20 protein-coding genes are annotated in these 23504 nt (G+C 72.2%); 12 read left to right on the top strand and 8 right to left on the bottom strand.

Annotated features, from left to right (window positions below):
- Positions 1-13: 13 nt before the first annotated feature.
- The 4 genes from AB0I79_RS05930 to AB0I79_RS05915 all read right to left on the bottom strand — a co-directional run bounded on the left by AB0I79_RS05930 (position 14) and on the right by AB0I79_RS05915 (position 5472).
- Positions 14-1858, bottom strand: a complete 1845-nt coding sequence (locus AB0I79_RS05930; RefSeq protein ID WP_357867563.1) for a ricin-type beta-trefoil lectin domain protein — start codon at positions 1856-1858, stop codon at positions 14-16.
- A gap of 131 nt (positions 1859-1989) precedes the next feature.
- Positions 1990-3009, bottom strand: a complete 1020-nt coding sequence (locus tag AB0I79_RS05925) for a LacI family DNA-binding transcriptional regulator (RefSeq protein WP_357867560.1) — start codon at positions 3007-3009, stop codon at positions 1990-1992.
- A gap of 208 nt (positions 3010-3217) precedes the next feature.
- Positions 3218-3907 carry a DoxX family protein gene (locus AB0I79_RS05920; protein ID WP_357867557.1) on the bottom strand — a complete coding sequence of 230 codons (690 nt, stop codon included), beginning with the start codon at positions 3905-3907 and terminating at the stop codon, positions 3218-3220.
- A 35-nt stretch (positions 3908-3942) separates the two neighbouring features.
- Positions 3943-5472 carry an MFS transporter gene (locus AB0I79_RS05915; protein ID WP_357867554.1) on the bottom strand — a complete coding sequence of 510 codons (1530 nt, stop codon included), beginning with the start codon at positions 5470-5472 and terminating at the stop codon, positions 3943-3945.
- Between the two features lie 261 nt (positions 5473-5733).
- Between AB0I79_RS05915 and AB0I79_RS05910 the strand changes: the two genes are divergently transcribed.
- The 8 genes from AB0I79_RS05910 to AB0I79_RS05875 all read left to right on the top strand — a co-directional run bounded on the left by AB0I79_RS05910 (position 5734) and on the right by AB0I79_RS05875 (position 17857).
- Positions 5734-7527: a hypothetical protein gene (locus tag AB0I79_RS05910; RefSeq protein ID WP_357867551.1), complete on the top strand. Its 1794-nt coding sequence runs from the start codon at positions 5734-5736 to the stop codon at positions 7525-7527.
- A 142-nt stretch (positions 7528-7669) separates the two neighbouring features.
- On the top strand, positions 7670-8566 hold the full coding sequence (locus AB0I79_RS05905; protein WP_357867548.1) for a haloalkane dehalogenase: 897 nt from the start codon (positions 7670-7672) through the stop codon (positions 8564-8566).
- Positions 8567-8630: 64 nt separating this feature from the next.
- Complete coding sequence (locus AB0I79_RS05900; protein ID WP_357867545.1) at positions 8631-10982, top strand: AAA family ATPase; 2352 nt, start codon at positions 8631-8633, stop codon at positions 10980-10982.
- A gap of 106 nt (positions 10983-11088) precedes the next feature.
- Positions 11089-12069, top strand: a complete 981-nt coding sequence (locus AB0I79_RS05895; protein ID WP_357867542.1) for an ABC transporter permease — start codon at positions 11089-11091, stop codon at positions 12067-12069.
- Positions 12069-12974, top strand: coding sequence for an ABC transporter permease (locus tag AB0I79_RS05890; RefSeq protein ID WP_357867539.1), 906 nt, complete (start codon positions 12069-12071; stop codon positions 12972-12974). The genes AB0I79_RS05895 and AB0I79_RS05890 overlap by 1 nt, the downstream gene beginning before the upstream one ends.
- Positions 12974-14998 carry a dipeptide ABC transporter ATP-binding protein gene (locus AB0I79_RS05885; protein ID WP_357867536.1) on the top strand — a complete coding sequence of 675 codons (2025 nt, stop codon included), beginning with the start codon at positions 12974-12976 and terminating at the stop codon, positions 14996-14998. The genes AB0I79_RS05890 and AB0I79_RS05885 overlap by 1 nt, the downstream gene beginning before the upstream one ends.
- A gap of 31 nt (positions 14999-15029) precedes the next feature.
- Entirely contained in the window at positions 15030-16724 is a 1695-nt protein-coding gene (locus AB0I79_RS05880; protein ID WP_357867533.1) for an ABC transporter family substrate-binding protein, read from the top strand.
- 32 nt (positions 16725-16756) lie between these two features.
- A complete protein-coding gene (locus AB0I79_RS05875) occupies positions 16757-17857 on the top strand; it encodes a winged helix DNA-binding domain-containing protein (RefSeq protein WP_357867530.1) in 1101 nt (366 codons plus the stop codon).
- 23 nt (positions 17858-17880) lie between these two features.
- On the opposite strand, the gene AB0I79_RS05870 is transcribed toward AB0I79_RS05875, so the two are convergent.
- Positions 17881-18132, bottom strand: a complete 252-nt coding sequence (locus tag AB0I79_RS05870; protein WP_357867527.1) for a hypothetical protein — start codon at positions 18130-18132, stop codon at positions 17881-17883.
- 76 nt (positions 18133-18208) lie between these two features.
- A complete protein-coding gene (locus tag AB0I79_RS05865; protein WP_357867524.1) occupies positions 18209-19306 on the bottom strand; it encodes an MFS transporter in 1098 nt (365 codons plus the stop codon).
- A 48-nt stretch (positions 19307-19354) separates the two neighbouring features.
- On the opposite strand from AB0I79_RS05865, the gene AB0I79_RS05860 reads away from it, so the two are divergent.
- The 3 genes from AB0I79_RS05860 to AB0I79_RS05850 all read left to right on the top strand — a co-directional run bounded on the left by AB0I79_RS05860 (position 19355) and on the right by AB0I79_RS05850 (position 20887).
- Positions 19355-19834: a hypothetical protein gene (locus AB0I79_RS05860; protein WP_357867521.1), complete on the top strand. Its 480-nt coding sequence runs from the start codon at positions 19355-19357 to the stop codon at positions 19832-19834.
- 113 nt (positions 19835-19947) lie between these two features.
- Positions 19948-20391 (top strand): carboxymuconolactone decarboxylase family protein, encoded by a 444-nt coding sequence (locus AB0I79_RS05855; protein ID WP_357867518.1) that lies wholly within the window; start codon positions 19948-19950, stop codon positions 20389-20391.
- Between the two features lie 328 nt (positions 20392-20719).
- A complete protein-coding gene (locus tag AB0I79_RS05850; protein ID WP_357867515.1) occupies positions 20720-20887 on the top strand; it encodes a hypothetical protein in 168 nt (55 codons plus the stop codon).
- 21 nt (positions 20888-20908) lie between these two features.
- On the opposite strand, the gene AB0I79_RS05845 is transcribed toward AB0I79_RS05850, so the two are convergent.
- Together AB0I79_RS05845 and AB0I79_RS05840 are read right to left on the bottom strand one after the other, a co-directional pair.
- The gene (locus tag AB0I79_RS05845) at positions 20909-21529 is read right to left on the bottom strand and encodes a pyridoxamine 5'-phosphate oxidase family protein (protein ID WP_357867513.1); all 621 of its coding nucleotides are present in this window, start codon (positions 21527-21529) and stop codon (positions 20909-20911) included.
- A 33-nt stretch (positions 21530-21562) separates the two neighbouring features.
- The gene (locus AB0I79_RS05840) at positions 21563-22084 is read right to left on the bottom strand and encodes a helix-turn-helix domain-containing protein (RefSeq protein ID WP_357867511.1); all 522 of its coding nucleotides are present in this window, start codon (positions 22082-22084) and stop codon (positions 21563-21565) included.
- A 46-nt stretch (positions 22085-22130) separates the two neighbouring features.
- On the opposite strand from AB0I79_RS05840, the gene AB0I79_RS05835 reads away from it, so the two are divergent.
- Positions 22131-23471, top strand: coding sequence for an MFS transporter (locus AB0I79_RS05835; RefSeq protein ID WP_357867508.1), 1341 nt, complete (start codon positions 22131-22133; stop codon positions 23469-23471).
- The last annotated feature ends 33 nt before the right edge of the window (positions 23472-23504 follow it).

The following is a 23504-nucleotide window of genomic DNA, read 5'->3' as shown; positions in this document are numbered from 1 at the left end:
CGGGCCTGTCCCCCTACGAGATGGTCCACTTCTGGTTGGCGGCGCCCGTGCAGGTCCAGAGCTGCAGAGGGGTGCCGTCGGCGCTGGAGTTGCCGGTGACGTCGGCGCACTTGTCCGCCGCCGGGTTCACCAGGTCGCGGCCCGGGGTGTGGGTCCACTGCTGGTTGGCGGCGCCGGTGCAGGACCAGAGCTGGAGCCGGCTGCCGTCGGCGGTGCCGTGGTCGCGGACGTCGAGGCACTTGCCGAGGGCGCGCAGCGTGCCGTCGCCGGGCCGGGTCCACTGCTGGGCGGCGGTGCCGTTGCAGGTGTAGAGCTGTACGGCGGTGCCGTCGGCGCTGCTGCCGCCCGCCACGTCCATACACTTGCCGGCCGGCCCGGTGATCTGGCCGCCTCCTGAGGAAGCCGTGCCCGACCAGGTGAAGGTGGCCGTGGTGCGGGCGGGCAGCGGGTAGACGAAGGACTGGCCGCCCCAGTTCACCCGGACGGACTGGGCGGAGGTGCCGCCGTTGTGGGCGATCAGGGCCTTGGAGCCGTCGGGGTTGCGGTAGGCCACGTTCTGGATGGTCGCGTTGGCGGTGGAGTCGATGCGGTACGCGCCGGGCTTGACGAACTTGGTCAGGTGGCCCGTCGTGTAGTACTCGATCGTGTAGTCCACCTGGCCGGCGCGGGAGCCGCCCTCCTGGACGGTGATCAGGCCGGTGCAGGTGCCGCAGCCGCCGTTGTGCGGGCCCATGTTCTGGTTGAGCGCCAGGCTCCACTTGACCAGGCTGCCGCTCCAGTTGCGGGCGTAGGTGACGATGTCGGCCATGTCCTCGTTGTGCTGGTTGGCGATCCAGGTGCCGCCCGAGTGCTCGGTGCTGAACTGCCGTACCGACGGGTACTGGTTGTGCACCTGGGTGCCGACGGACGGGTCACCCCAGTAGCCGTGCCAGGCGATGCCGCCGAACAGCGGGTCGTCGCGCAGCGTGGCGTCGGCCAGGATGGGCTGGCCGATCTGGGCGTAGTCGCCGTAGTTCCAGTCGTGGACGAGGACCTTGGTGCTGATGCCGGCGCCCCGGAAGGCCGGGTAGACGAAGTTCTTGGTGAGCTCGATGAGGCCGGAGGCGTTCCAGGACATGCCGGGGTAGTTCATGGCGGTCGGGTTGCCCGCCTGGCAGCAGTTGGGCTCGTTCTGGACGGAGAGGTAGTCCACGGGGACACCGGCGGCCTGGTAGCTCTGGATGTACCTGACCAGGTACTGGGCGTACATGCCGTAGTACTCCCACTTGAGCCAGCCCATCTGGTCCATCCGGCCGTTGTCCTTCATCCAGCCGGGCGCGCTCCACGGCACGCCCTTGACCCGCAGGGCCGGGTTGAGCTGCTTGGCCTGGACGGTGAGCAGGCGCACGTTCGTGTCGTAGCCGTTGGCGCCGAAGTCGTTCAGGTCGCAGCAGGTGTCGTCGAGCGAGACCATGCCGGGGCGCGACAGGTCGGAGGCGCCGATCGGGTTGCGTACGAACGACAGGCCGATCCCGTCGGTGGGGTGGAACAGCCTGCGCATGACCGCGTCGCGCGTGGCGGCGCTGACGGGGCCGCCGCGCAGCAGGTACGCGGTGGTGTCGGTGATCGACGCGCCGCCGCCCTCGAACTGCTGGTACGTGGTGCCCTCGTTGACGGTGATCGTGTGGTTCGCGGTGCCGCCGGCGGGGCCGAAGGCGATCGGGGTCTGCTGGGCGAGGCCGCGGGTGACGGTGCGTCCGCCGGAGTCGGAGGTGGTGGTGAGCCAGACGTTCACCGGCTCGTTCGCGGCGGCGGCCGGCAGGGGCGCGGCGGCCACCAGGGCGAGTGCGCAGGCGAGCGCCAGAAGGATTCTGGACACGGCAGAGGTCCTCTCAGGGCCGGGGGGGGTGATGCCCTTGTAACAAATGAAACATGCTGAAACACTGCCTTGCTTTGAGCAGCAGAGCATGAGTCAAAAGGGTGAGTCAACCGATGTAACAAATGAAACGGTCAGCGCGGGGCCGGCCCCGTGGAGCCTCGGACGATCAGCTCGGTGCCGAGGGAGACGTGCAGCGCCTCCAGCGTGTGCCTGCTGAGCAGCCGCATCAGCAGGGTGACCGCCATCCGGCCCATCTCCTCCAGCGGCTGGCGCACGGTGGTCAGGGCGGGCGAGGCCGCCCTGCTGATGTCGATGTCGTCGAAGCCCGCCACCGACAGGTCTCCGGGCACGCTCAGCCCGCGCTCGGCCGCCGCGCGCAGCGCGCCGACCGCCATCTTGTCGTTGAACGCGACCAGCGCCGTCGGCCGGTCCGGCAGGCCGAGCAGCTCGCGGGCCGCCAGGTAGCCGTGCTCGATGTTCGGCTCCGGCACGTGACGCAGCAGCTCGGGGGCCGGCAGCACCCCGGCGTCGGCCAGCGAGGCGGTGTAGCCGGCCAGCCTGGCCTCGCTGGGCAGCCACTTCACCGGGCCGCCGATGATCCCGACCCGCCGGTGGCCCAGCTCCACCACGTGCGCCATCAGCTTGCGGCCGCCCGCGAAGTGCGCGGCCGACACCGCCACGATGTCCTTCGGCGGCGGCGTGCGCGGGTCGATCACCACGAAGGGGAAGCCGCGGTCGCGCAGGCGTACGAGCTCCTCGCCCGGCTCGGGCGGCAGGATGAGGATCGCGCCCGCGACACCCGGCAGGCCGGGCAGGCCCGGCAGCACCGCGCTGCGCTGCGCCGCCTCCCCCGCCCCGAGGATCATCTGCCTGCCGTGCAACTCGATCGTCTCGCCCACCGAGGAGACGATCAGCCCGAAGTAGTCGGTCAGCACGTACGGGCAGCGCACGTACACCGCACCGCCCTGGGCGTCGGGCGTGGCGCGGGGCCGGGGCGCCTGGTCGCCGAGCCGGCCGACCGCCTGCAGCACCAGCTCGCGGGTGTGCGGGGCGACGTTGGCCTGGCCGTTGAGCACGCGGGAGACGGTGGCGATGGACAGGCCCGTCTCGGCCGCGACGTCCCGCACCGTCGCCCGCGCCCTGCCCGTCATCGCTGCTCCCCGCTCGGCTCTGCCGCCGCCAGGATATTCACCGGGCGAAGCCGATCTCCACCCTGCGTGGCCACCGCTTCCGTCGCCCGGTGGCACCGTCGATGGCGGGCGGCACGCCGGCGGCGAAGGTCAGGGCCCGCTGGGCGCCCGCCCGTCTCACGGGTCACCGGCTCGTCCAGGCCGGGATCCGGGATTCGCCCGGTACGTGCTAGTCGGTCGAGGTGCGGCGCGTGCGGGCCTGAGGCTTCTTGCGGCCCGCCACCAGCGTGTCGCCCGGCGCGGGAGCCGGCGCGGGAGCCGGTGCGGGAGCCGGCGCGGCGGCCGGTGCGGGCTCCTCGTTGCGTTTCTGCTCCGCCTGGGCGCGGGGCCGCGGATGCGGCGCCGTGTCCTCGGTGGGAGAGATCTCCGGCTCGGGCTCCGGCGGCGGGGACTCCTCGGGCTCCCTGAGCGAGGCGATGACCCGGTCGGCCTCGGTGTCGGCGGCGAACTCGCTCGCCGCCTCCGACTCCCTCCGCCGGATCACCACCATGTGGTCCACCGAGATGCGGCCCGCGCCGACCACGGCCAGCAGGAGCGAGGCGGCGCCGAGCAGGATGAGCTCGTTCATGGTGATGGGGTTGAGCGGCGGGGCGACCAGGAAGACCGCCAGGGCCTCGGCGAACAGGATCAGCCCCGTCACCGAGACCGCCAGGCCGGCGATGAGCAGCGCGCCGCCGATGAGCTCGGCGAGCATGGTGACCGTGGCCCAGGCGCCGGGCGCGGGGGCGCCCTGTTCCAGGAACTTCGCTCCGGTGATCTTCAGCCCGTCTTCCAGCTTGGTCCACCCGTTGGCGAAGAAGATACCGCCCACACCGATGCGGGCGACTAATGCGGCAAGATCACGGAGGACCTGTTTCACGGTAGTTGTCTGCCCTAATCGGGACATGGCACACCTCAATCACGGCTGAGCAGCATGGCCACCACGGCGGCGGTCAGGCCGAGCAGGACGACGCTCACGACCACGGTCGTGTGCAGGGCGTTGACGAAGGCCCATCGGGCGGCGTCGAGCAGCGCGCCGCCGGCGGAGCCGCCGACCTCGTCCGCGACGTGCGCGGCGGCGGCCAGCGACTGCCTGGCCTTGTCCATGCCGCCCTCCGGCACGCCGGGAACGGACGGCAGGCCGGGGGCGTACACGATCGTGGTGATCGTGCCGAGCACGGCCACGCCCAGGCCGGCCCCCAGCTCGTACGCGGTCTCCTCGATGGCCGCGGCCCCGCCCGCCTGGGACTCGGTGGCGGCGGCCATGATCGTGTCGGAGGCGGCGAGCAGCGCCACCTGCACACCGAACCCGATGCCCACGAAGCACACCGCCAGCATCACGGGGTGACCCTCGACGCCCCAGGTCAGGGTGGGGGTCAGGGCCAGCGCGACGAGGGCCAGGCCGCCGCTCATGGTGGCCCGCATGCCGAGCCTGGGCAGGATGTGGGCGGCGGCGAGCCCGCCGATGACGGCCGACAGGACCAGGGGCAACATCCGCAGCGCCGCGCGCACGGGGCTGTCGCCGAGGACGAGCTGCAGGTACTGGGCGAGCATGAGCTGCAGGCCCACCAGCGCGAACACGCCGAGCAGCACGCCCGCGACGCCGGTCGTGAACTCCCGGCTCCTGAACAGGCCGATCTCCAGGAACGGCGCGGGCAGCCGGGTCTGCCGCCGCACGAACGCCACCAGCAGCCCCAGCCCGGCCAGGAACACCATGACCGACACCCAGAACGGCATCAGGCTGCCCGAGCCAGCCTCCTTGAGCCCGAACGCCAGCGCCAGGATGCCGGCCACCGACAGGACGGCGCTGGGCGCGTCCCACGGCCGGTGGCGGCGCCCGCGCGAGTCGGGCAGCAGGCGCATCGCGGCGGGCAGCAGCACCAGCAGGATCGGCACGTTGATGAGGAAGACCGCGCCCCACCAGATGCCGACGAGCACGCCGCCGACGAGCGGCCCGACGGCGGCGCCCGCCGCCGCGACGGCGCTCCAGACGCCCAGGGCGATGGCGCGCTCGCGCCGGTCGGTGAAGACCTGGCGGATCAGCGAGAGCGTGGCCGGCATGATCATCGCGCCGCCCACGCCGAGCAGCGCCCTGGCCAGGATGAGGGTCAGCGGAGTCGGGGCGCACGCGGCCGCGGCCGAGGCGAGGCCGAACAGCACCATGCCCCACAGGACCAGCCGCTTGCGGCCGTACTTGTCGCCGAGCGTGCCGAACATGATCAGCAGCGGCGCGACCACCAGCGAGTAGATGTCGATGATCCACAGCAGTTGCACCGCGGAGGGTTCGAGCGCGGCCGTGAGCGCGGGCACCGCGATGTGCAGGACGGTGGCGTCGACCGTGATCAGCAGCAGGCTCAGGCAGAGCAGCACCAGAATGGACCAGCGGCGGTCCTGGGGGTCCCGGTCGGCAGTGCGTACGAAGGATGCGGCCTGTGTGACGGTCATGGGCCTCCTCGCAGGCCGATCCGCTTCACAGGGCCCGCACGTGCTGGTGGTCGGCGGCGGCGGAACCGTGGCTCGCCACCTGCTCCTCTCGAGCTCTGCGGCCTGATTCCGGCGCTCCCGGCTTGCGTGGCAGCTTAGGCCATGCCGGGGGGTTGTGATAGCGGTATCGGCCGATCCACGGCCACCGCACACCTCTCTAGAGAGATACAGCCATATGTCGGTACCTATCCAACAATCGCCCGCCAGCCGATCATGGGACTCGTGGGGACCGACGAAAGCGACAAAACAGGCAACCATCCCGACCGGTCCTCACGTGAATGGTGCGAGGAGGCCCTGACCAGGCTGAACGCCGGCCGCCCCGAGTCCGCGCTGGACGCCGCCCGCCGCGCCGCCGACCTCGATCCAGGCTCCGAGTGGGCGCACCGGCTGATCAGCCTGGCCCACGAACGGCTGGGCCGCGAGGCCGAGGCCGTGCCCGCCGCCGAGCGGGCCGTGGAGCTGGCCCGCGGCTCATGGCAGGCCCGGCTCCGCCTGGCCGCGGTGCTGCGCCGCACACCGGGACGCTGGGCGGAGGCGGTCGAGCAGGCCGAGCTGGCCAGGAAGTTCGCGCCCGAGGAGCCGAGCCCCGAGGTCATGCTCGGCGACCTCGCCCTGCTGCGCGGCGAGCACGCGCGGGCCGAGCGCTCCTACCGGGCCGCGCTCGCGATCGACCCCGGCGACCCGCAGGCCCGCGTGAACCTGGGGCTGGCGCTGCTGCGCTGGGACCGGCCCCGGCCGCACCACGACCCGGCCTGGCCGGTCGACCCGCGCGAGACGGGCCGGGCCAGGCGCGCGCTGGAGGTCTGGTCCCGCCAGGTGCGCCTGCTGCTCGCCGTGGCCGCGCTGGGGATCGCCGCGTGCGCGCTGCTGCTCGACCGGGGCACCGAGGCCCGGCTCGGCGGCTGCGCGGTGCTCCTGCTGCTGGTCCCGCTCACGGTGCGGCAGGCGCGGCGGGTCGGCGTCTGGCCGTACGTGGGGGCGATGCTCGGCCGGGACCCCTGGCTCGGGGTGTCGGTGGTGTCGGCGGCCCTGTCGGTGGCGGCGTTCGCCGCGTGGCTGCTGCTCGGCGCGGTACGGGTGCTGCCGTCCTCGCTTGATCCCGTCTGGGCCGGGCTGGCGGGCATCGTCGTGCTGGGCTGGCCCGCGCTGGCCGCGGTGCGCGTCCTGGCCGAGTCGTGGCGGGGGCGGCCGCTGCGGGCACTGGCCGTGACGGAGCCGGCCCGGGAGAGCGAGCGGACCGCCCGGCGCAACGCCGGGGTGGCTCTCTGGATCGTGCTCGGCAGGACCTGGTCGGTGCTGGTGACGCTGGTGGCGGGGGCGCTGGTGGTGGAGCCGGGGGCGGCGGTGGCCGCGGTGGTGGTGCCGTACCCGGTGGTGCGCGGGTACCTGCGCGCCCGGCGTCGCGCCCGCCACTGGGGGGACCCGTGGCTGGCCGCGGCGACCTGGCTCGTCGTGCCAGGGGCCGTGGCCTGCGCGGCGGGCGGGCTGCTCGGGGCGACGTGGGCGGCGGAATGGGCACCAGGGTGGGCAGCGGGATGGGCGGCGGAGTGGGCATGGCGGATCGGGCTCGGCGCGCTGGCCGCGGTGGCGCTGGTGCTCGCGCTGCGGGGCCTGCAGGCGTGGTGGCGGGGCGGGCCGGGGCCGTGGCGTTCCTCCCTGCTCATGTGCGACCTGCCCGTGGGCGCCGGGCCGTCGGTCGCGCTGAACCCCGAGGTACGCCAGACCTTCTCCTACGCCCGCAGCATCGTGCTGTCGTACGGGGACTCGCTCGGGCCCCGGGTCGCCGGCGCGGTGGCGTCCGTCACCTCCTCCGGCGAGCTGCGCCTGATCGCCGAGACGGCGGCGTGGGCCGCGATCGAGCAGGACCCGAGGGTGGCGGTGTTCGCCACCGATCCGCTGCAGCGGCGGTTCTGGGTCGAGGTGCGCGGCATCGCCAGGGCCGACTCCGACGTGCTGCGCGTGACGCCCAAGCAGGTGCTGTTCGGCGAGTTCCCCGGCCGCCACCAGCGCCGCTGACTCCCTCGGGACACCCGGGCGAGGCGCCTCCTTCCCTGAAACCTGTGGCGGCCGTGGCCCCTCCCGAAGGACCCGCACCACGCGCGGCGGCGGGGTGGTGTCCCTGGCGCGGTGCCCGGCCGCCGGGGTAGAACCTTGTTCTATGCGAATCCTGCGCACGCCGGACGATCGCTTCGCCCACCTGCCCGGCTTCCCCTACGAGCCCCGTTACGCCGAGGTCGGCGACGGCCTGCGGATGGCCTACGTCGAGGCCGGCCCCGCCGGCGGCGAGCCCGTCGTGCTGCTGCACGGCGAGCCGAGCTGGTCCTTCCTCTACCGGCACGTCATGGCCGAGCTGGCCGCGGCCGGGCTGCGCGCGATCGCGCCGGACCTGATCGGGTTCGGCCGCTCCGACAAGCCCGCCGATCCGGCCGACCACACCTACGCCCGGCACGTCGAGTGGACCCGCGCGCTCCTGCTCGACGCGCTCGGCCTGAGCGGCATGACCGTGGTCGGCCAGGACTGGGGCGGGCTGATCGGCCTGCGGGTGGCCGCCGAGCACCCCGGGCGCGTGGCCAGGATCGTGGCCGCCAACACGGGCTTGCCGACAGGTGACATTCCCATGCCCGAGGTGTGGCACCGGTTCAAAAACACGGTGCTCAAGGCGCCGGCGCTGGACATCGCCAGGCTCGTCCAGGCCGGGTGCAGGAGCGAGCTGCCGGAGGAGGTGCGGGCGGCCTACGACGCGCCGTTCCCCGACGAGTCGTACAAGGCGGGACCGCGGGCGATGCCCGGGCTGGTGCCGATCGCGCCGGACGATCCCGCCGCGCCCGCCAACCGCGCTGCCTGGCAGGTTCTCACCACGCTCGACAGGCCGTTCCTGGTGGCCTTCTCCGACGGGGATCCGATCACGGGGGGCATGGCACCCATATTGCGCGAATCACTGCGCGGCACGGCTGGCCTGCGACATCCTGTGATCAAGGGCGCCGGGCACTTCCTGCAGGAGGACGCGGGGCCGGAACTCGGCCGTCAGATAGCCCTTTTCGTGACCTCCACCTAGCGTGTCAGGACCGCCCAATAGTCGGTCCGGTGCGGTATAACCGGGGGCGGACCGGGGAGGCGTGATGCGTGAGTCCGGCAGGGCCCAGACCGCGGGGCGGGCCGCGGCGCGGGATCTGTTCGAGAAGGTTCGGCTGCGGTATTTCCAGATTCCCCCGGCCGTGCGCCGGGTGCTCTACGTGGCCGTGCTCGTGGTCACCATGGGCGTGGGCGCCGCCCTCGGATGGGACCTGCTCAAGACCTTCCCCCTCGTGCTCCTGCTGCTCGCGTTCGTCGCGCTGACCATGCGCTATCCCAGGGCCGCCGCCACCGCGCTGGTCGTGGCGGGCTGGATGGCGCTGGCGCTGCAGGTGTTCGGGCGGCTGTTCCCCGATGGCGCCGTCACCGTGCACGTCATGGTCTTCCTCGCCCTGCCCGTCGCCGGAGCGGCGCACCTCATCCGCTGGGTGACGCCGTGGGTGACCACGCTGATGGCGCTGGCCCCCGCCGGCCTGCTCGCCGCCGCGCTCTCCCCCGTCTCCGACAGCACGGCCGTCTGGGTGGCCTGCGCCGCCGCCGTGGCCGTCCTCGGCTACCGGTTCGTGCTGGCCAGGAAGGCCCGCGCGGAGAGCGTCGCCGCCGCCGAGCAGCAGGTACGCGTCAGGGTCCGCGAAGGCAGGCCCGAGGCGCCCCACGACAGGTCGGGCGCGCCGCCGCAGATCTCCGTCGAGGACGCGCTCGCCGAGCTGGAGAGCATGATCGGGCTGGCCCCGGTCAAGGAGCAGGTGCGCTCGATCGCCGCCTCCATCGAGGCGTCGCGCCTGCGCGCCGAGGCCGGTTACACCGCCGAGCGGCCCACCAGGCACTTCGTGTTCGTGGGCCCGCCCGGCACCGGCAAGACCAGCGTGGCCCGCGCGCTGGCCAAGATCTTCTACTCGTTCGGCCTGCTGGAGACGCCGTACGTGGTCGAGGCGCAGCGGGCCGACCTGGTGGGCGAGTTCCTGGGCGCGACCGCGATCAAGACCAACGAGCTGGTCGACAGGGCGCTGGGCGGCGTGCTCTTCATCGACGAGGCCTACAGCCTGGTCAACTCCTCCGACGGGCAGCCCGACCGGTTCGGCGTCGAGGCCGTGCAGACGCTGCTCAAGCGGGCCGAGGACGACCGCGACCGGCTGATCATCATCCTGGCCGGCTACGAGCAGGAGATGGGCTCGTTCCTGTCCAGCAACCCCGGGCTGGCCAGCAGGTTCGCCACGCGGGTGCGCTTTCCCGGCTACTCCCCCGCCGAGCTGGTCGAGGTCACCGGGCTGCTGCAGCGGCGCAGGGGCGACCAGATGGACGACGCGACCAAGCGGGTGCTGCTCGGCCTCTACGACGACGTGCACCGCCGCGGCCTGGTCGACGAGCTGGGCAACGCCCGGTTCGCGCGCAGCCTGGTGGAGGCCGCCGCGCAGGCCCGCGACGTCCGCGTGGTGGGCGCCGGCGGCACGCCGACCACGCAGGACCTCGTCACCACGACCACGCCCGACGTGACCAAGGCGTTCGAGGAGCTGACCGCCCGCTTCCGCGGCTACGTGGCCACGCCCACGCTGGAGGAGGCGCTGGCCGACCTCGACAGGATGGCCGGGCTGGCTCCGGTCAAGCGCCAGGTGCACGCGATCGCGGCCCAGCTCCAGGTGGCCAGGATGCGCCAGGAGCGCGGGCTGCCCACGCCGCAGCAGATGCGGCACTTCGTGTTCGTCGGCCCGCCGGGCACCGGCAAGACCACGGTCGCCCGCGTGCTGGGCCGCGTCTTCGCCGCGCTCGGCCTGCTGGCCAGGCCCGACGTGGTCGAGGCGCACCGGGCCGACCTGGTCGGCCAGCATCTCGGGGCGACCGCGATCAAGACCAACGAGCTGGTCGACAGGGCGCTGGGCGGCGTGCTGTTCATCGACGAGGCCTACAGCCTGGTCAACCCCGGCTACCAGGGCGGCGACGCGTTCGGCGCCGAGGCCGTCCAGACGCTGCTCAAGCGGGCCGAGGACGACCGCGACCGGCTGGTCGTCGTGCTGGCCGGCTACGAGCGCGAGATGGACGCGTTCCTGTCCACCAACCCCGGCCTGGCCAGCCGCTTCAACCAGCGCGTGGCCTTCCCCAGCTACTCCCCGCGCGAGCTGTCGCAGATCGCGGTGCTGCTGGCGGAGAAGTCGGGCGACACCTTCGACGACGAGGCGCTGCAGCGGCTGGACGAGGTGTTCACCTGGGTGTGCGAGGACCGGCTGATCGACGGGCTGGGCAACGGCCGCTTCGCCAGGTCCCTGTTCGAGCGGGCGGCCATGCGGCGCGATGTGCGGCTGGCCGCGCACGCCTCGCGCGGCGGCTCCGCCAGCGCGGCCGACCTGACCACCATCACCAGCGAGGACGTCCGCACCGCGGTGGACGAACTCTCCGGACGCTGACCTTCTTCACATGTTCCGTGCGGCGCGAGGCTCACATGGTGTAGCAATGTGACTACGATGAGTCCGGTGGCTCGGTCGTGCGTGCGCGCGCCTAGGAGGGGGAGCGATGGCGGGGTTCCTGGCCCGCAGGCTGCTCAACTACGCCGTGCTCGTGGTCGTGGCCGCCAGCCTGGCCTACCTGCTGGCGGCGACGGCTCTCGACCCCCGCTCCAACTACGCCGACCGCACGCCCAAACCGCCGCCCGCCGTGGTCGACGCCCAGCTCTCGGCGCTCAACCTCAACGACAAGACGCCGCTGCTGCAGCGCTACGCCGTCTGGGCCGGCGGCGTGCTGCGCGGCGACTTCGGCCGCACGGTGGCGGGCGCGCCGGTCAACGAGGACCTCAAGCGCCGCATGGGCGTGACGTTCCGGCTGGTCATCCTGGGGCTGGTGTGCGGCAGCCTGCTGGGCGTGCTCGTGGGCGCGCTGGCGGCGGTCCGGCAGTACGGCTGGTTCGACCGGCTGTCCACCGGGCTGTCGTTCCTGGTGCTCGCGGTGCCTGTGGTGGTGCTGGCCAACATGCTGATCCTGGTCGCGGCGTGGGCCAACCAGCACGTGTTCGGCCGCCAGGTGCTGCTGGTCAGCGGCGAGTACAGCGCCGACGTCGAGGGCCTGTGGAACCAGGCGGTGGACCGGCTGCAGCACCTGGTCCTGCCGACGATCTCGCTGTCGGTGGGGCTGATCGCGGTCTTCAGCCGCTACCAGCGCAACATGATGCTCGACGTGCTCGGCGCCGACTTCGTCCGCACGGCCAGGGCCAAGGGGCTGAGCAGGCGCAAGGCGCTGACCCGCCACGCGCTGCGCACCGCGATGATCCCGGTGGTGACCTACTTCGCGTTCACGTTCGGGGCGCTGCTGACGGGGGCCACGTTCACGGAGAAGATCTTCGGCTGGCACGGGCTGGGCGAGCAGCTCATCAACTCGATCTTCAGCAACGACGTCAACACCGTAGCCGCCATCTCCCTGCTGGCCGCCGTCGCCGTCCTGTGCGCCTCGCTGGCCGCCGACCTCCTGCACGCCGCGCTCGACCCGAGGGTGCGGGCCTGATGACGCTGTCGGATGAGGAGCAGGCGGAAGAGCTCGCCGGCGGCGTGCTGACCAGGGCGCCGTCCAGGGTGCGGATGGTCGCCGGGCGGTTCTTCCGCTCCACGCAGGGGCTGATCGGGTTCGCGGTGCTGGCGCTGATGTTCCTGCTGGCCTTCGTGGGGCCGCTGTTCAGCCCGTGGACCTACACCGACAAGGATTTCACCGCCTTCATGCAGCCGCCGTCGGCGCGCCACTGGTTCGGAACGCTCCAAACGGGCTCCGACGTGTTCGCCGTCACGCTGCGCGGCATGCAGAAGTCGCTGGTCGTCGGGCTGCTGGCGGCCCTGGTCTCCACGGCGCTGGCGGCGGTCGTGGGCGCGTTCGCGGGCTACTTCCTGGGCTGGACGGACCGGGTGCTGAGCTGGGTGACCGACCTGCTGCTCGTGCTGCCCGCGTTCCTGATCCTGGCGATCCTGTCGCCGCTGTTCGGGCCGGGGCAGTGGCCGCTGTTCGTGATCATGCTGGCGCTGTTCCTGTGGATGGTGACCTCGAAGGTCGTGCGCGGGATGGCGATCTCGGTGAAGGAGCGCGAGTTCGTCCAGGCGGCCCGCTACATGGGCGTGCCACCGGTGCGGATCATCTTCCGCCACGTGATCCCCAACCTGTCGTCGCTGCTCATCGTGGACGCCACGCTCAACGTCAGCAGCGCGATCCTGACCGAGACGTCGCTGTCGTACTTCGGGTTCGGCATCCAGCCGCCCGACGTGTCGTTCGGGACGCTCATCGCCGACGGCTCCAAGACCGCGGTGTACGCGCCGTGGACGTTCTGGTTCGTGGCCGGGCTGCTGGTGATCACCGTGCTGGCGGTCAACCTCGTCGGCGACGCGCTGCGCGACGCGTTCGACCCCTCCTCCGGGAAGGCGTGATGGACGAGCCGGTGCTGGAGGTCACCGACCTCAACGTGTCGTTCGGCGGCGTGCGCGCCGTGCGCGGGGTGAGCTACGCCGTACGCCCGGGCGAGGTGCTCGGCATCGTCGGCGAGTCGGGCTCGGGCAAGTCGGTCACCTCGGCCGCCGTGATGGGCCTGCTGCCGCCCGGGGCACGCGTCACCGGCTCGGTACGCCTGCACGGCAGGGAGCTGATCGGCGCGCCCGAGCGGGCGCTGAACTCCTTCCGCGGCAAGTCCATGTCGATGGTCTTCCAGGACCCGCTGTCCGCCCTCACCCCGGTCTACCGGGTGGGCGACCAGATCGCCGAGGCCGTGCGCGTGCACCAGCGGGTCGGCAAGGAGACGGCCCTGGTCAAGGCGATCGAGCTGCTGGAGCTGGTGGGCATCCCTCGGCCGGCCGAGCGGGCGCTGGCCTTCCCGCACGAGTTCTCCGGCGGCATGCGGCAGCGCGTGGTGATCGCGATGGCCATCGCCAACGACCCCGACGTGATCATCTGCGACGAGCCGACCACGGCGCTCGACGTCACCATCCAGGCGCAGGTGCTGGAGGTGCTCAAGCGGGCGCAGGCCAAGACCGGCGCGGCCATCATCATGATCACGCACGATCTCGGGGTGGTGGCCGGGTTCGCCGACCGGGTGCTCGTCATGTACGCCGGGCGGCCCGTCGAGGTGGGCGGCGTGGACGACATCTACTACCGCACGCGGATGCCGTACACCGTGGGCCTGCTCGGTTCCGTCCCGCGCGTCGACCGGGGCGGGCGGCAGCCGCTGACGCCCATCGAGGGCAGCCCACCCTCGCCCGCCGCGCTGCCGCCCGGCTGCCCGTTCGCGCCGCGCTGCCCGATGCGGATCGGCGCGTGCGACGAGCAGGAGCCCCCGCTGTTCGAGGTGGGCCCGGCGCACCGGGCGGCGTGCATCAGGTGGGAGGAGGTGCATCCGCACGGGCCGGGCCGGCACGAGGCGCCGTCCGGCGTCCCCCGGCTGCGCGTGCGCGGCGAGCACCCCGTGCTGGAGGTGCACCACCTGGTCAAGGACTACCCCCTGCTCAGGGGGGCGGTGTTCAAGCGCCGGGTGGGCACCGTGCACGCGGTGGCCGGGGTCAGCTTCGACATCCGGCAGGGCGAGACGCTGGGGCTGGTCGGCGAGTCGGGCAGCGGCAAGACGACCACGCTGACACAGATCCTGGAGCTGGCCGCGCCCCAGGAGGGCAGCATCGCGGTGCTCGGGCACGACATCGCCAGGCTGGGCCGGGCCGAGCGCAGGGAGATCCGGCGCGACATGCAGGTCGTCTTCCAGGATCCGCTGGCCTCGCTCGACCCGCGCATGACCGTGCACGACATCCTGGCCGAGCCGCTGCGTACGCACGGGCGGCGCGAGGTGGGGCGGCGGGTCGGCGAGCTGCTCGCCCTGGTCGGCCTCGACCCCTCCCACGCCGCCCGCTACCCGCAGGACTTCTCCGGCGGCCAGCGGCAGCGCATCGGCATCGCCAGGGCGCTGGCGCTGGAGCCCCGGCTGCTCGTGCTCGACGAGCCGGTCTCCGCGCTCGACGTCTCGATCCAGGCCGGCGTGATCAACCTGCTCGACTCGCTCCGGGCCAGGCTCGGGCTGTCCTACCTGTTCGTGGCGCACGACCTGGCGGTGGTGCGGTACATCGCCGACCGGGTGGCGGTGATGTACCTCGGCAGGATCGCCGAGATCGGCCAGGTGGACGCGGTCTACGACAGCCCGGCCCATCCGTACACCCAGGCGCTGCTCTCGGCGATCCCGCTGCCCGATCCGGTACGCGAGCGCGCCCGCGAGCGGATCCTGCTCGAAGGTGACCTGCCCAGCCCGGCCAACCCTCCGACGGGCTGTCGATTCCGCACCAGGTGCCCCAAGTTCCGCACGGAGCTCACCGACGCGGAGCGCGCGCTCTGCGTCGGCGTCGAGCCCGAGGTGCGGCCCGTGGGCGAGGACCAGGGTGCGGCCTGCCATTACGCAGAGAGACGCGAAGTCGTATAGACCTCGCTCGATCCAGGAGGAATGTCGCGCGATGAAAGCATCACGTCTGGTCGTGGCCGTCGCCTTGGCGGCTTCGCTGCTGCCCGCGGGCTGCGGTGGAGGCCAGGGAATCGGTCCGGGGGGCCAGGAGAGCGCCGGGGACGAGCGGACGATCAAGGCTTCCGACCTCAACCCGCAGCCGCGCGAGAAGGTCAAGGACGGCGGGACGCTGCGCTGGGGCATCAACGAGTTCCCCACCCAGTGGAACCGCACCCACGTCGACGGCAACCTGGCGATGGCGGCCGTGATCAGCAACGCGCTGCTGCCGTCGCCGTTCACGTCCAACGAGAAGGCGGAGATCTCGGTCGACACCGACTACGTGCTCGACGCCAAGGTCACCGAGCAGCGGCCAAAGCAGGTCGTGACGTACACGCTGAACCCGAAGGCCAGGTGGTCCGACGGGAAGCCGATCACGTGGGCCGACTACCAGGCGCAGTGGCAGGCGCTCAACGGGCGTGACCCGGCCTTCCACATCGTCTCCTCGACCGGCTACCAGGACATCGAGAAGGTGGCGCGGGGCAAGGACGACCACGAGGTGGTGGTGACGTTCCGCAAGCCGTTCGGTGACTGGCAGGCGCTGTTCGGGCCGCTGCTGCCGGCCGCCACGAACCGCAGCGCGGAGGCGTTCAACAACGCGTGGGTGAACAGGATCCCGGTGACGGCGGGGCCGTTCAAGTTCGGCGGGTTCGACCAGACGGCCAAGACCATCACGATCGTGCGGGACGAGGCGTGGTGGGGCGAGCGGGCCAAGCTGGACAAGATCATTTATCGGGCCTCGGAGCAGGACTCGCTGATCGGGGCGTTCAACAACGGCGAGCTCGACATCATCGACGTCGGCACGTCCGCACCGGACTACGCGCGGGCCAGGACCACGACCGGCGCCCAGGTACGCCAGGCGGCCGGCCCCGACTTCCGGCACCTCACCTTCAATGGCTCCAGCGAGCTGCTCAAGGACCGCAACGTCCGGCAGGCCATCCAGCTCGGCATCAACCGCCAGGCCATCGCCCAGTCGGACCTGCAGGGGCTGGACTGGCCGATCGCGCTGCTCAACAACCACTTCTTCATGAACACCCAGGAGGGCTACCAGGACAACGCGGGAGCGCTGGGCGCCTACAACCCGGAGAAGGCCAAGCAGATGCTGGACGCGGCCGGGTGGAAGCTGAACGGCGCGGTCAGGCAGAAGGACGGCAAGCCTCTCGACCTGCGGTTCGTGGTGCCGTCAGGAGTGCAGATCAGCAAGGCTGAGGGCGAGCTGGTGCAGAGCATGCTGGCCCAGATCGGCGTCAAGATCACGATCAGGGCCGTGCCCAGCGACGACTTCTTCACCAAGTACGTGATCCCGGGGAACTTCGACATCACCCCGTTCGCCTACATCGGCACGCCCTTCCCCGTCTCCAGCAGCTACGGCATCTACGCCAACGCCGCCAACGGGCAGAACTGGAACGCCAACTTCGGCCGCACCGGGTCGCCGGCCATCGACGAGGCCATGAGCAGGGCCGCGCAGAGCCTCGACCCCGTACGCGCCCGCGCGGCCACGCAGGCTGCCGACCGGCTCATCTGGCAGGAGGTGAACGTGCTGCCGCTCTACCAGCGGCCGCAGATGGTGGCCGTGCGGCAGGAGCTGGCGAACATCGGGGCGCGCGGCTTCCACGACCTGCGCTACCAGGACATCGGTTTCACGGACTGAACCTGTCCGCGATCGGGTGTAGTACTGGTCTGGTGAAAGTGACGTGGTCCCAGATCCTTGCCTGGCGGTTGAGCCGGCAGTTCGTGAGCGCGGCCGACGGTGCCGGCGCGGTGGCGGTCGCGCGGCGGCTGTGCGGGGTGCAGGCGCAGGTCGCCTCCTCGGCCCGGCTCGCCGTGGCGGTCAGGAGCGCCCGGCCCGATCCCGGGGAGATCGACCGGGCGCTGTGGAGCGATCGCACGCTCGTCAAGACGTGGCTCATGCGCGGCGGCACCCTGCACCTGGTGCCGTCGGACCAGCTCGCCGACTACTGCGCGGCGCTGAGCACGCTGCGCTTCTGGGAGAAGGGGTCGTGGCAGCGCGGCCACGGCGTCACCGCCGGCGAGATCGCGGCGATCATCGAGGCCGTCCCCGCCGCGCTCGGCGAGCGGGCCCTGACCAGGGAGGAGCTCGTCGACGCCGTGGTGGCGCAGACGGGTGACGCGCATCTGCAGGAGGCGCTGACCTCCGGCTGGGGCGCGCTGCTCAAGCCGCTGAGCCGGCTGGGCGAGCTGTGCTACGGGCCGCCGCGAGAGGGCAAGGTGACGTTCACCGCGCCGCGCTCCTGGATTCCTGGCTGGCCCGGCTCGCTGCCGCCGCAGGAGGAGGCGGGGGTGCGCCTGGTGCGGGCGTTCCTGGGCGCGCACGGGCCCGCCACGCCGCAGATGTTCGACGCGTGGCTGTTCGGCGGGACGGCGCCCAAGGCCGTGCTGAAGGGATGGTTCCGGGAGCTGGCGCCCGAGCTGACGGAGGTGGAGACCGACGACGGCGCCACGCTGACGGCCCTGACCGCGCACCTCGACTCCCTCGCCGGCACCGCGCCCTCGGCCGCGGTGCACCTGCTGCCCGGCTTCGACCAGTACATCCTGGGCGCGCCGCGGGACCTCGCGCCGCTGCTGCCTCCGGAGCTCAAGGCCAGGGTGAGCCGGCAGGCCGGCTGGATCTCGCCCGTGGTCGTCCACGAGGGGCGGGTGGCCGGGGTGTGGGAGGCCAAGGGCGGGGACATCACGCTCGATCTCGCCGCCCCCGTGCCTCCGGCGCCGCTGGACGCGGCGGTTTCGCGCATGCGCGAGCTGCTCGGCGCGTTCAGCGCCTAGCTTCCGCGCGGACCGCCGCCGTCTCAGGCCGAGGTGCCGGCCATGACGCGGTCGACGATGCCCTTGTTGCCCTCCTCACGCGCGCAGTGGGCGCAGCAGTACCAGTGCTCGCCGGACTGCACGCCGTGCCCGATGACCTTGGTGCCGCAGTGCTCGCAGATGGGCGCCATCGCCTCGATCGCGCACTGGAAGCAGTCGAAGGTGTGCACCGCTCCCTGCGCGTGCACCTCGAACGCCATGTCGTAGTCGTTACCACAGGTCTCGCAGACAGCCATGGTGATCCCCTTTGCAGTCGATCCGCCGGGGGGATACCCGGTTCCGTGGTCTCTTTTCCCCAAGGAAGCCCCATATTCAGGCTCGCGGGCGATCGAAGGCGGACCAGGCCACCAGGGGCAGGCCCAGCAGGCCGAGCGCGGCCAGGGCGGCCGGCAGGCCAAGCCACCCGCTCAGGCCGGCCACCAGCAGCGGGCTCACCACGAACCCCGTGTACGAGATCGTGGACACCCCCCACACCATCGTCCCGCTGGGGTCGTCGGCCGCGGCCCGGGACAGCAGGGCCGGCACCACCGGCCCGAGCGCGAGCCCAGTGAGCCCGAATCCGGCCAGCGAGATCAGCGCTCCCCCGCCGAGCCCGGCCAGCGCGATGCCGGCGCCGCCACCGACGCCCGCCACCAGGAACAACACCTTGAGCGGCGTCCGCGGCAGCGCCTGCGCGACCAGCCGCCCGGCCGTCAGCGCCGCCATGTAGACCGCGGGCGCGGCGCTGGCGACCAGCGGCGTGGCGTCCCGATGCTCCTCCAGCAGCAGGACCGACCACTGCTCCACCGAGTTCTCGATGATCAGGACGCAGGCTGCCAGCGCGCCCAGCACGACCGCCGCGCCCCACAGCCGCCGCCTGTCGCCCCCGCCCCGCTCCGGCAGCCCGCGCCCCAGGGGCAGGGCCAGGAGGGTGAGCGAGGTGGCCGCCACGATCAGGGCGATGATCAGGAGCACGGTGGCGACGCCGAGCCCGTACGAGCGGGCCAGGCCGGTCAGCGGGGCCGCGACGATGACCGCCACCGGGAAGGCGGCGTGCACCGGCTGGAAGAGGCGGCGGCCGGTCTCGCGCTCGGCGCGTCCCGTGGCCAGGTTCAGCGCGATGTCGAGGGCGCCGCTGGTGGCGCCGACCAGCAGCAGGGCCAGCGCGAGCTGCCAGGCGTCGCGGGCCGGCCCGATGGCGGCCACGGCGAGCGCGAACAGGATCATGGTCACCGCCAGCGCGCCGCGTTCGCGCCCCCTGGCCAGCCGCCCGGCCAGCGTCATCGCCGGCAGGGCGCCCACCGGTACGGCGCTGAGCGCCAGGCCGAGGTCGCCCGCCGTGAGGCCGAGCTCCAGCTTGATGGCGGGCAGCAGGGCCGACCACGACCCCCAGAACACGGCCCACGCGGCACAGACCGCGATCAACGGCATCTACCAGTACTCCTTGAAATTCCGGTCAAGACACAGTAAAGATCAGCCTTGCCCAAATACCCCTTCGAAGGGAAGCTCGTGCTCCTCCGCTCGGTCATCGCGGCCACCCTTGTCGCCGCCGGAATCGCCGCCGTCCCGTCCTCCGCGTACGCCGCCTCGGCCGCGTACACCCCCGAACGCGTCTGCGGCAAGGGCTTCCACCGGGTCAAGGACGGTCACCGCGCGATGCGGACGCGCGGCGGAGCCGTGTTCGGTCACGTGTACCTGATGTATAGCAAGCGCAGCGGCAAGAACTGCGTCGCCGCGATCAAGACCGCCTACACCGGCACGCGCACGGTCACCGGCGCCTACCTGGAGGTCCGGGGCGGCGGCCGCAGCGAGGACGTGCAGCGCTACAAGTACTACGCCGAGACCGGCCACATCGAGGGGGCCTGGAAGTGCGTCAAGTACGAGGGCTGGACCCGCGACCCCGACAACCGCGTCACGGCGTGGGGCGGGCGCAAGAGCTGGGGCAACTGCGACGGCTGATCGGGGGTAGGGGTCCTCTGACGGTCCAGAAGAACCTTTTTTCGCCGTAACTGTCACAACGGGACGGGCTGCCTCGTCCTGCTGGTGCGTACGACGAAACCCAGGAGGTTCACATGACCCAGCGGATCAATGTCGCCCAGCATGTCCCCGACGCCTACCACCACTTCCTGGCAGTGGAGAAGCTGCTGCACGACAGCGAGTTGCCTGCCGCCACGATCGAGCTGGTCAAGCTGCGCGCCAGCCAGATCAACGGCTGCGGCTACTGCGTGGACATGCACAGCCGCGACATGAAGAAGGCCGGTGAGAGCGACGAGCGGCTGTGGTCGGTGGTGACGTGGCGCGAGGCCACGGTGTTCACCCCGGCGGAGCGGGCGGCGCTGGCGCTGACGGAGGAGGCGACCAGGCTCCCCGACCGGGAGGCCGTGCCGGACGAGGTGTGGCGGCAGGCGGCCGAGCACTACAGCGACAAGCAGCTCGCGCTGCTCATCGTGGCCATCGCGATGATCAACGCCTGGAACCGGATCGGCGTCACCGCGCGCCTGACTCCCGGCCACTGACCGGGAGCTCCGGCTGTTCCGTAGAAATGCATGGAGCGGTCACGCCTGCCCGGGTTAGGTTGGCGCGCATGGCGGGCCTCACGGGCCCGCCGTGCCGTCGCCGAGCGGCGCGGCGCGCAGCCGGGCGAACGGCCGCGCCGCGGAAGGGGGAGACCATGAAACGCGTCAGGATCGCCAGGCCCGCGACCAAGCGGCGCACCTGGCCGCCGGAGCTGGATCTGCGCTCCCCGGCGGGGCGCAGGCTTCCCTATTGACGTGTTCCTTACACCGAACTTACGGGGGCATCGGTAGATAACATAGGTAACAGGAACATCACGGGGGGCTCACGATGAAGAGGCTTGTGGTGGTGCCGCCACCCGTCGCGCGGCACAAGATCCGCGACATCCGTTCGGCCGGCCGCCGCAAGCCCCCCACCGATCCCAAGGTGATCGATCTGCACGCCTACACCGGCAAGAACGTCATCCGCTTCCCCGGCGGGCCCACCCCGGCCGCCTGAGGGCCAGGGCGGGCTGCGGCGTCAGCCGTACAGGCGCTTGGCGTAGCTCTCGCCGTAGTAACTTTCGAGCTGTTCGAGGCTCTCCTCCACCGGCTGCACGTCCTTGACCAGCCTGGCGTGCGACGGCAGCGTGTCGGGGGCCCAGGAGTCGGGCTTCCACAGAGCAGAGCGCAGGAACGACTTGGCGCAGTGGAAGAAGATCTGCTCGATCTCGACGACGAGCGCGAGGTGCGGGCGGTGCCCCTTCACGATCATCTCGTCGAAGAACGGGGCCTCGCGGACGAGCCGGGCCCGGCCGTTGATGCGCAGGGTCTCGTTCCTGCGGGGGATCAAAAAGATCAACCCCACATGCGGATTCTTCAGGATATTGAGGAATCCGTCCGCCCTGCGGTTCCCCGGGCGGTCCGGGATCGCGATCGTGGTGTCGTCGATGACGTGCACGAAACCGGCCGGGTCGCCCTTGGGCGAGACGTCGCAGTTGCCCGCCTCGTCCGAGGTGGCGATGAGGCAGAACGGCGAGGCCGCCAGCCACTCGCGGTCGCGCTCGTGCAGGCGCTGCCGTTCCTTGGCCGCGGCCCTCGGCATGACCTCGCCGAGCAGCTCGCGCAGCTCAGCCTCCGACCCGATCTCGGCCCAGCTCATGTGATCTCCCTTCGGGGGTAACACCCCATTTTGTCAGGGAATCGGGTCGAGCATCCGGTGTGGCGTCCGAAGGGCGAGACTGACCTGATCCTGTCGCGTGTCGGCGGCCAGGCCCGGACCGGGGCGCATCTCGACCTCCTCCAGCTTGACGATGCCGCCGCAGGTCGGGCAGTACGACGTGGGCTCCAGCCGGCCCCCGCAGGCCACGTGGTGGAACAGCCGGTGGGGGCCCTTCGTGGCCAGGTGCCGCTCGCCCCACTGCGCCAGCGCCAGCACGGGCAGCCAGAGCTCGTGGCCGACAGGGGTCAGGACGTACTCGTCGCGGGGCGGCGTCTCCTGGTAACGGCGGCGCTCCAGGACACCGGCCTCGACGAGCGTGGCCAGCCGCTGCGACAGCACCGCCTTCGGGATGTCGAGGTGGGCCTGGAAGTCGCCGAAGCGGCGCACGCCGTACAGGGCGTCGCGGACGACGAGCAGCGTCCAGCGCTCGCCGATCACCTCCAGGGCGCTGGCCAGCGCGCAGCTCTGGCCGTCGTAGTTCTTGCCGAGTCCCATGGATCCCATGTTAGTTCATTCACCGAACCGTGTTAGGGTGCGCGGCATGAGTTCAATCACTGAACCGAAGGTGCGCCAGGGAACGCTCGCCGTGGCCTCGGCGGTGCCGCTGCTCGTCCTGACCAACTTCACGCTGCCGATGGCGACGCTGCCGCAGACCTCCGCGTCGCTGGGGGCCGGGCCGACGGGGCCGGTGTGGATCCTGGGCTCGATCGCGCTCGGGCTGGCCTCCCTGCTGCTGGTGGCCGGCGGGCTGGCCGACGACCACGGGCGCAGGCGGGTGCTCGTGGCGGGGACATCCGTGATGGGCGCCGCCGAGATCGTGGCCGCGCTGAGCCCGGACGTGCCGGTGTTCGTGCTGGCCAGGTTGGTGCAGGGCGGGGCGGGGGCCGCCATGCTGGCCGCGAGCCTGGGCATCGTGGGACACGCCTACCCGTCGGGCACGCAGCGGGTGCGGGCCACCGCGCGGTACGGGGCCATGATCGGGCTGGGCACGGCCGTGGGGCCGCTGCTGTCCGGGGTGCTGGCCGCGGTGGCGAGCTGGCGGTCGGCGTACTGGGTGATGGCGGCCGGCGCGCTGGTGCTGGCGGCCGCGTCGGCGCGGACGCTGGAGGAGTCACGCTCCGCGATGCCGCGCAGGTTCGACGTGCCCGGGGTGGTGCTGCTCAGCCTGGGCGTGGCGGCGCTGGTCGCCGGGGTGACCGAGGGGCGGGCCGGGTGGACGCGGCCGGTCGTGGTGGTGGCGTTCGTGCTGGCCGTGGTGCTGGTGGGGGCGTTCGTGGCGGTCGAGCGGCGGCGGGCCGAGCCGCTGCTGGACCTGGAGCTGTTCCGGCGGCCGTTGTTCCTGGTGGCGACGGGCGGGGCGCTGGTCGTGGGGGCGGCGGTGGTGGGGCTGCTCAGCTACCTGCCGACCGTGCTGCAGGTGGCTCACGGGCTGACGCCGCTGGACACGGCGCTGCTGTTCGGCGTGTGGTCCGGGCTGTCGTTCGTGGCCTCGCTGCTGGGCGGGCTCGTGCCGCTGCGTGCCGCCGCGCGGCTGGCCCTCGGGCTCGGGCTGAGCGCGCTCGGCTTCGCCGCGCTGCTGGGGGTGGGCTTCTCGCTCTGGCTGCCGCTGGTCGTCGGCGGGCTGGCGGTGAGCGGAGTCGGATCCGGGCTGATCAACTCCTCGATAACGCACCTGGCGATCGAGAGCGTGCCCGCGCATCGGGTGAGCATGGGCTCGGGGGCGAACAACACCGCCAGGTACATCGGCTCGTCGCTGGGGGCGGCCGGGATCGCGGCGGTCGTCGGGAGCCTCGGGCCGGCGCAGGGGGCGGCGGTCGCGGTGGCCGGGTGCGTGGTGCTGACGGGCGTCACGGCACTCGCCGCGCTGCTCGTCCGCGCCTGAGCCGCGCCGCATCCCGGCCCGGTCGCTGTCGCT

The sequence above is a fragment of the Nonomuraea sp. NPDC050202 genome (assembly GCF_040656115.1).
Lineage (GTDB): Bacteria > Actinomycetota > Actinomycetes > Streptosporangiales > Streptosporangiaceae > Nonomuraea.
Note: the sequence above shows the minus strand (reverse complement) of the source record. Positions and strands in the feature narration are given on the sequence as shown.

Coding starts and splice junctions, on each gene's coding strand:
- AB0I79_RS05925 (WP_357867560.1), bottom strand. CDS start 3,009: ATGACGGGCAGGGCGCGGGCGACGGTGCGGGACGTCGCGGCCGAGACG.
- AB0I79_RS05915 (WP_357867554.1), bottom strand. CDS start 5,472: ATGACCGTCACACAGGCCGCATCCTTCGTACGCACTGCCGACCGGGAC.
- AB0I79_RS05905 (WP_357867548.1), top strand. CDS start 7,670: ATGCGAATCCTGCGCACGCCGGACGATCGCTTCGCCCACCTGCCCGGC.
- AB0I79_RS05900 (WP_357867545.1), top strand. CDS start 8,631: ATGCGTGAGTCCGGCAGGGCCCAGACCGCGGGGCGGGCCGCGGCGCGG.
- AB0I79_RS05895 (WP_357867542.1), top strand. CDS start 11,089: ATGGCGGGGTTCCTGGCCCGCAGGCTGCTCAACTACGCCGTGCTCGTG.
- AB0I79_RS05890 (WP_357867539.1), top strand. CDS start 12,069: ATGACGCTGTCGGATGAGGAGCAGGCGGAAGAGCTCGCCGGCGGCGTG.
- AB0I79_RS05885 (WP_357867536.1), top strand. CDS start 12,974: ATGGACGAGCCGGTGCTGGAGGTCACCGACCTCAACGTGTCGTTCGGC.
- AB0I79_RS05880 (WP_357867533.1), top strand. CDS start 15,030: ATGAAAGCATCACGTCTGGTCGTGGCCGTCGCCTTGGCGGCTTCGCTG.
- AB0I79_RS05870 (WP_357867527.1), bottom strand. CDS start 18,132: ATGGCTGTCTGCGAGACCTGTGGTAACGACTACGACATGGCGTTCGAG.
- AB0I79_RS05865 (WP_357867524.1), bottom strand. CDS start 19,306: ATGCCGTTGATCGCGGTCTGTGCCGCGTGGGCCGTGTTCTGGGGGTCG.
- AB0I79_RS05855 (WP_357867518.1), top strand. CDS start 19,948: ATGACCCAGCGGATCAATGTCGCCCAGCATGTCCCCGACGCCTACCAC.
- AB0I79_RS05850 (WP_357867515.1), top strand. CDS start 20,720: ATGAAGAGGCTTGTGGTGGTGCCGCCACCCGTCGCGCGGCACAAGATC.
- AB0I79_RS05845 (WP_357867513.1), bottom strand. CDS start 21,529: ATGAGCTGGGCCGAGATCGGGTCGGAGGCTGAGCTGCGCGAGCTGCTC.
- AB0I79_RS05840 (WP_357867511.1), bottom strand. CDS start 22,084: ATGGGACTCGGCAAGAACTACGACGGCCAGAGCTGCGCGCTGGCCAGC.
- AB0I79_RS05835 (WP_357867508.1), top strand. CDS start 22,131: ATGAGTTCAATCACTGAACCGAAGGTGCGCCAGGGAACGCTCGCCGTG.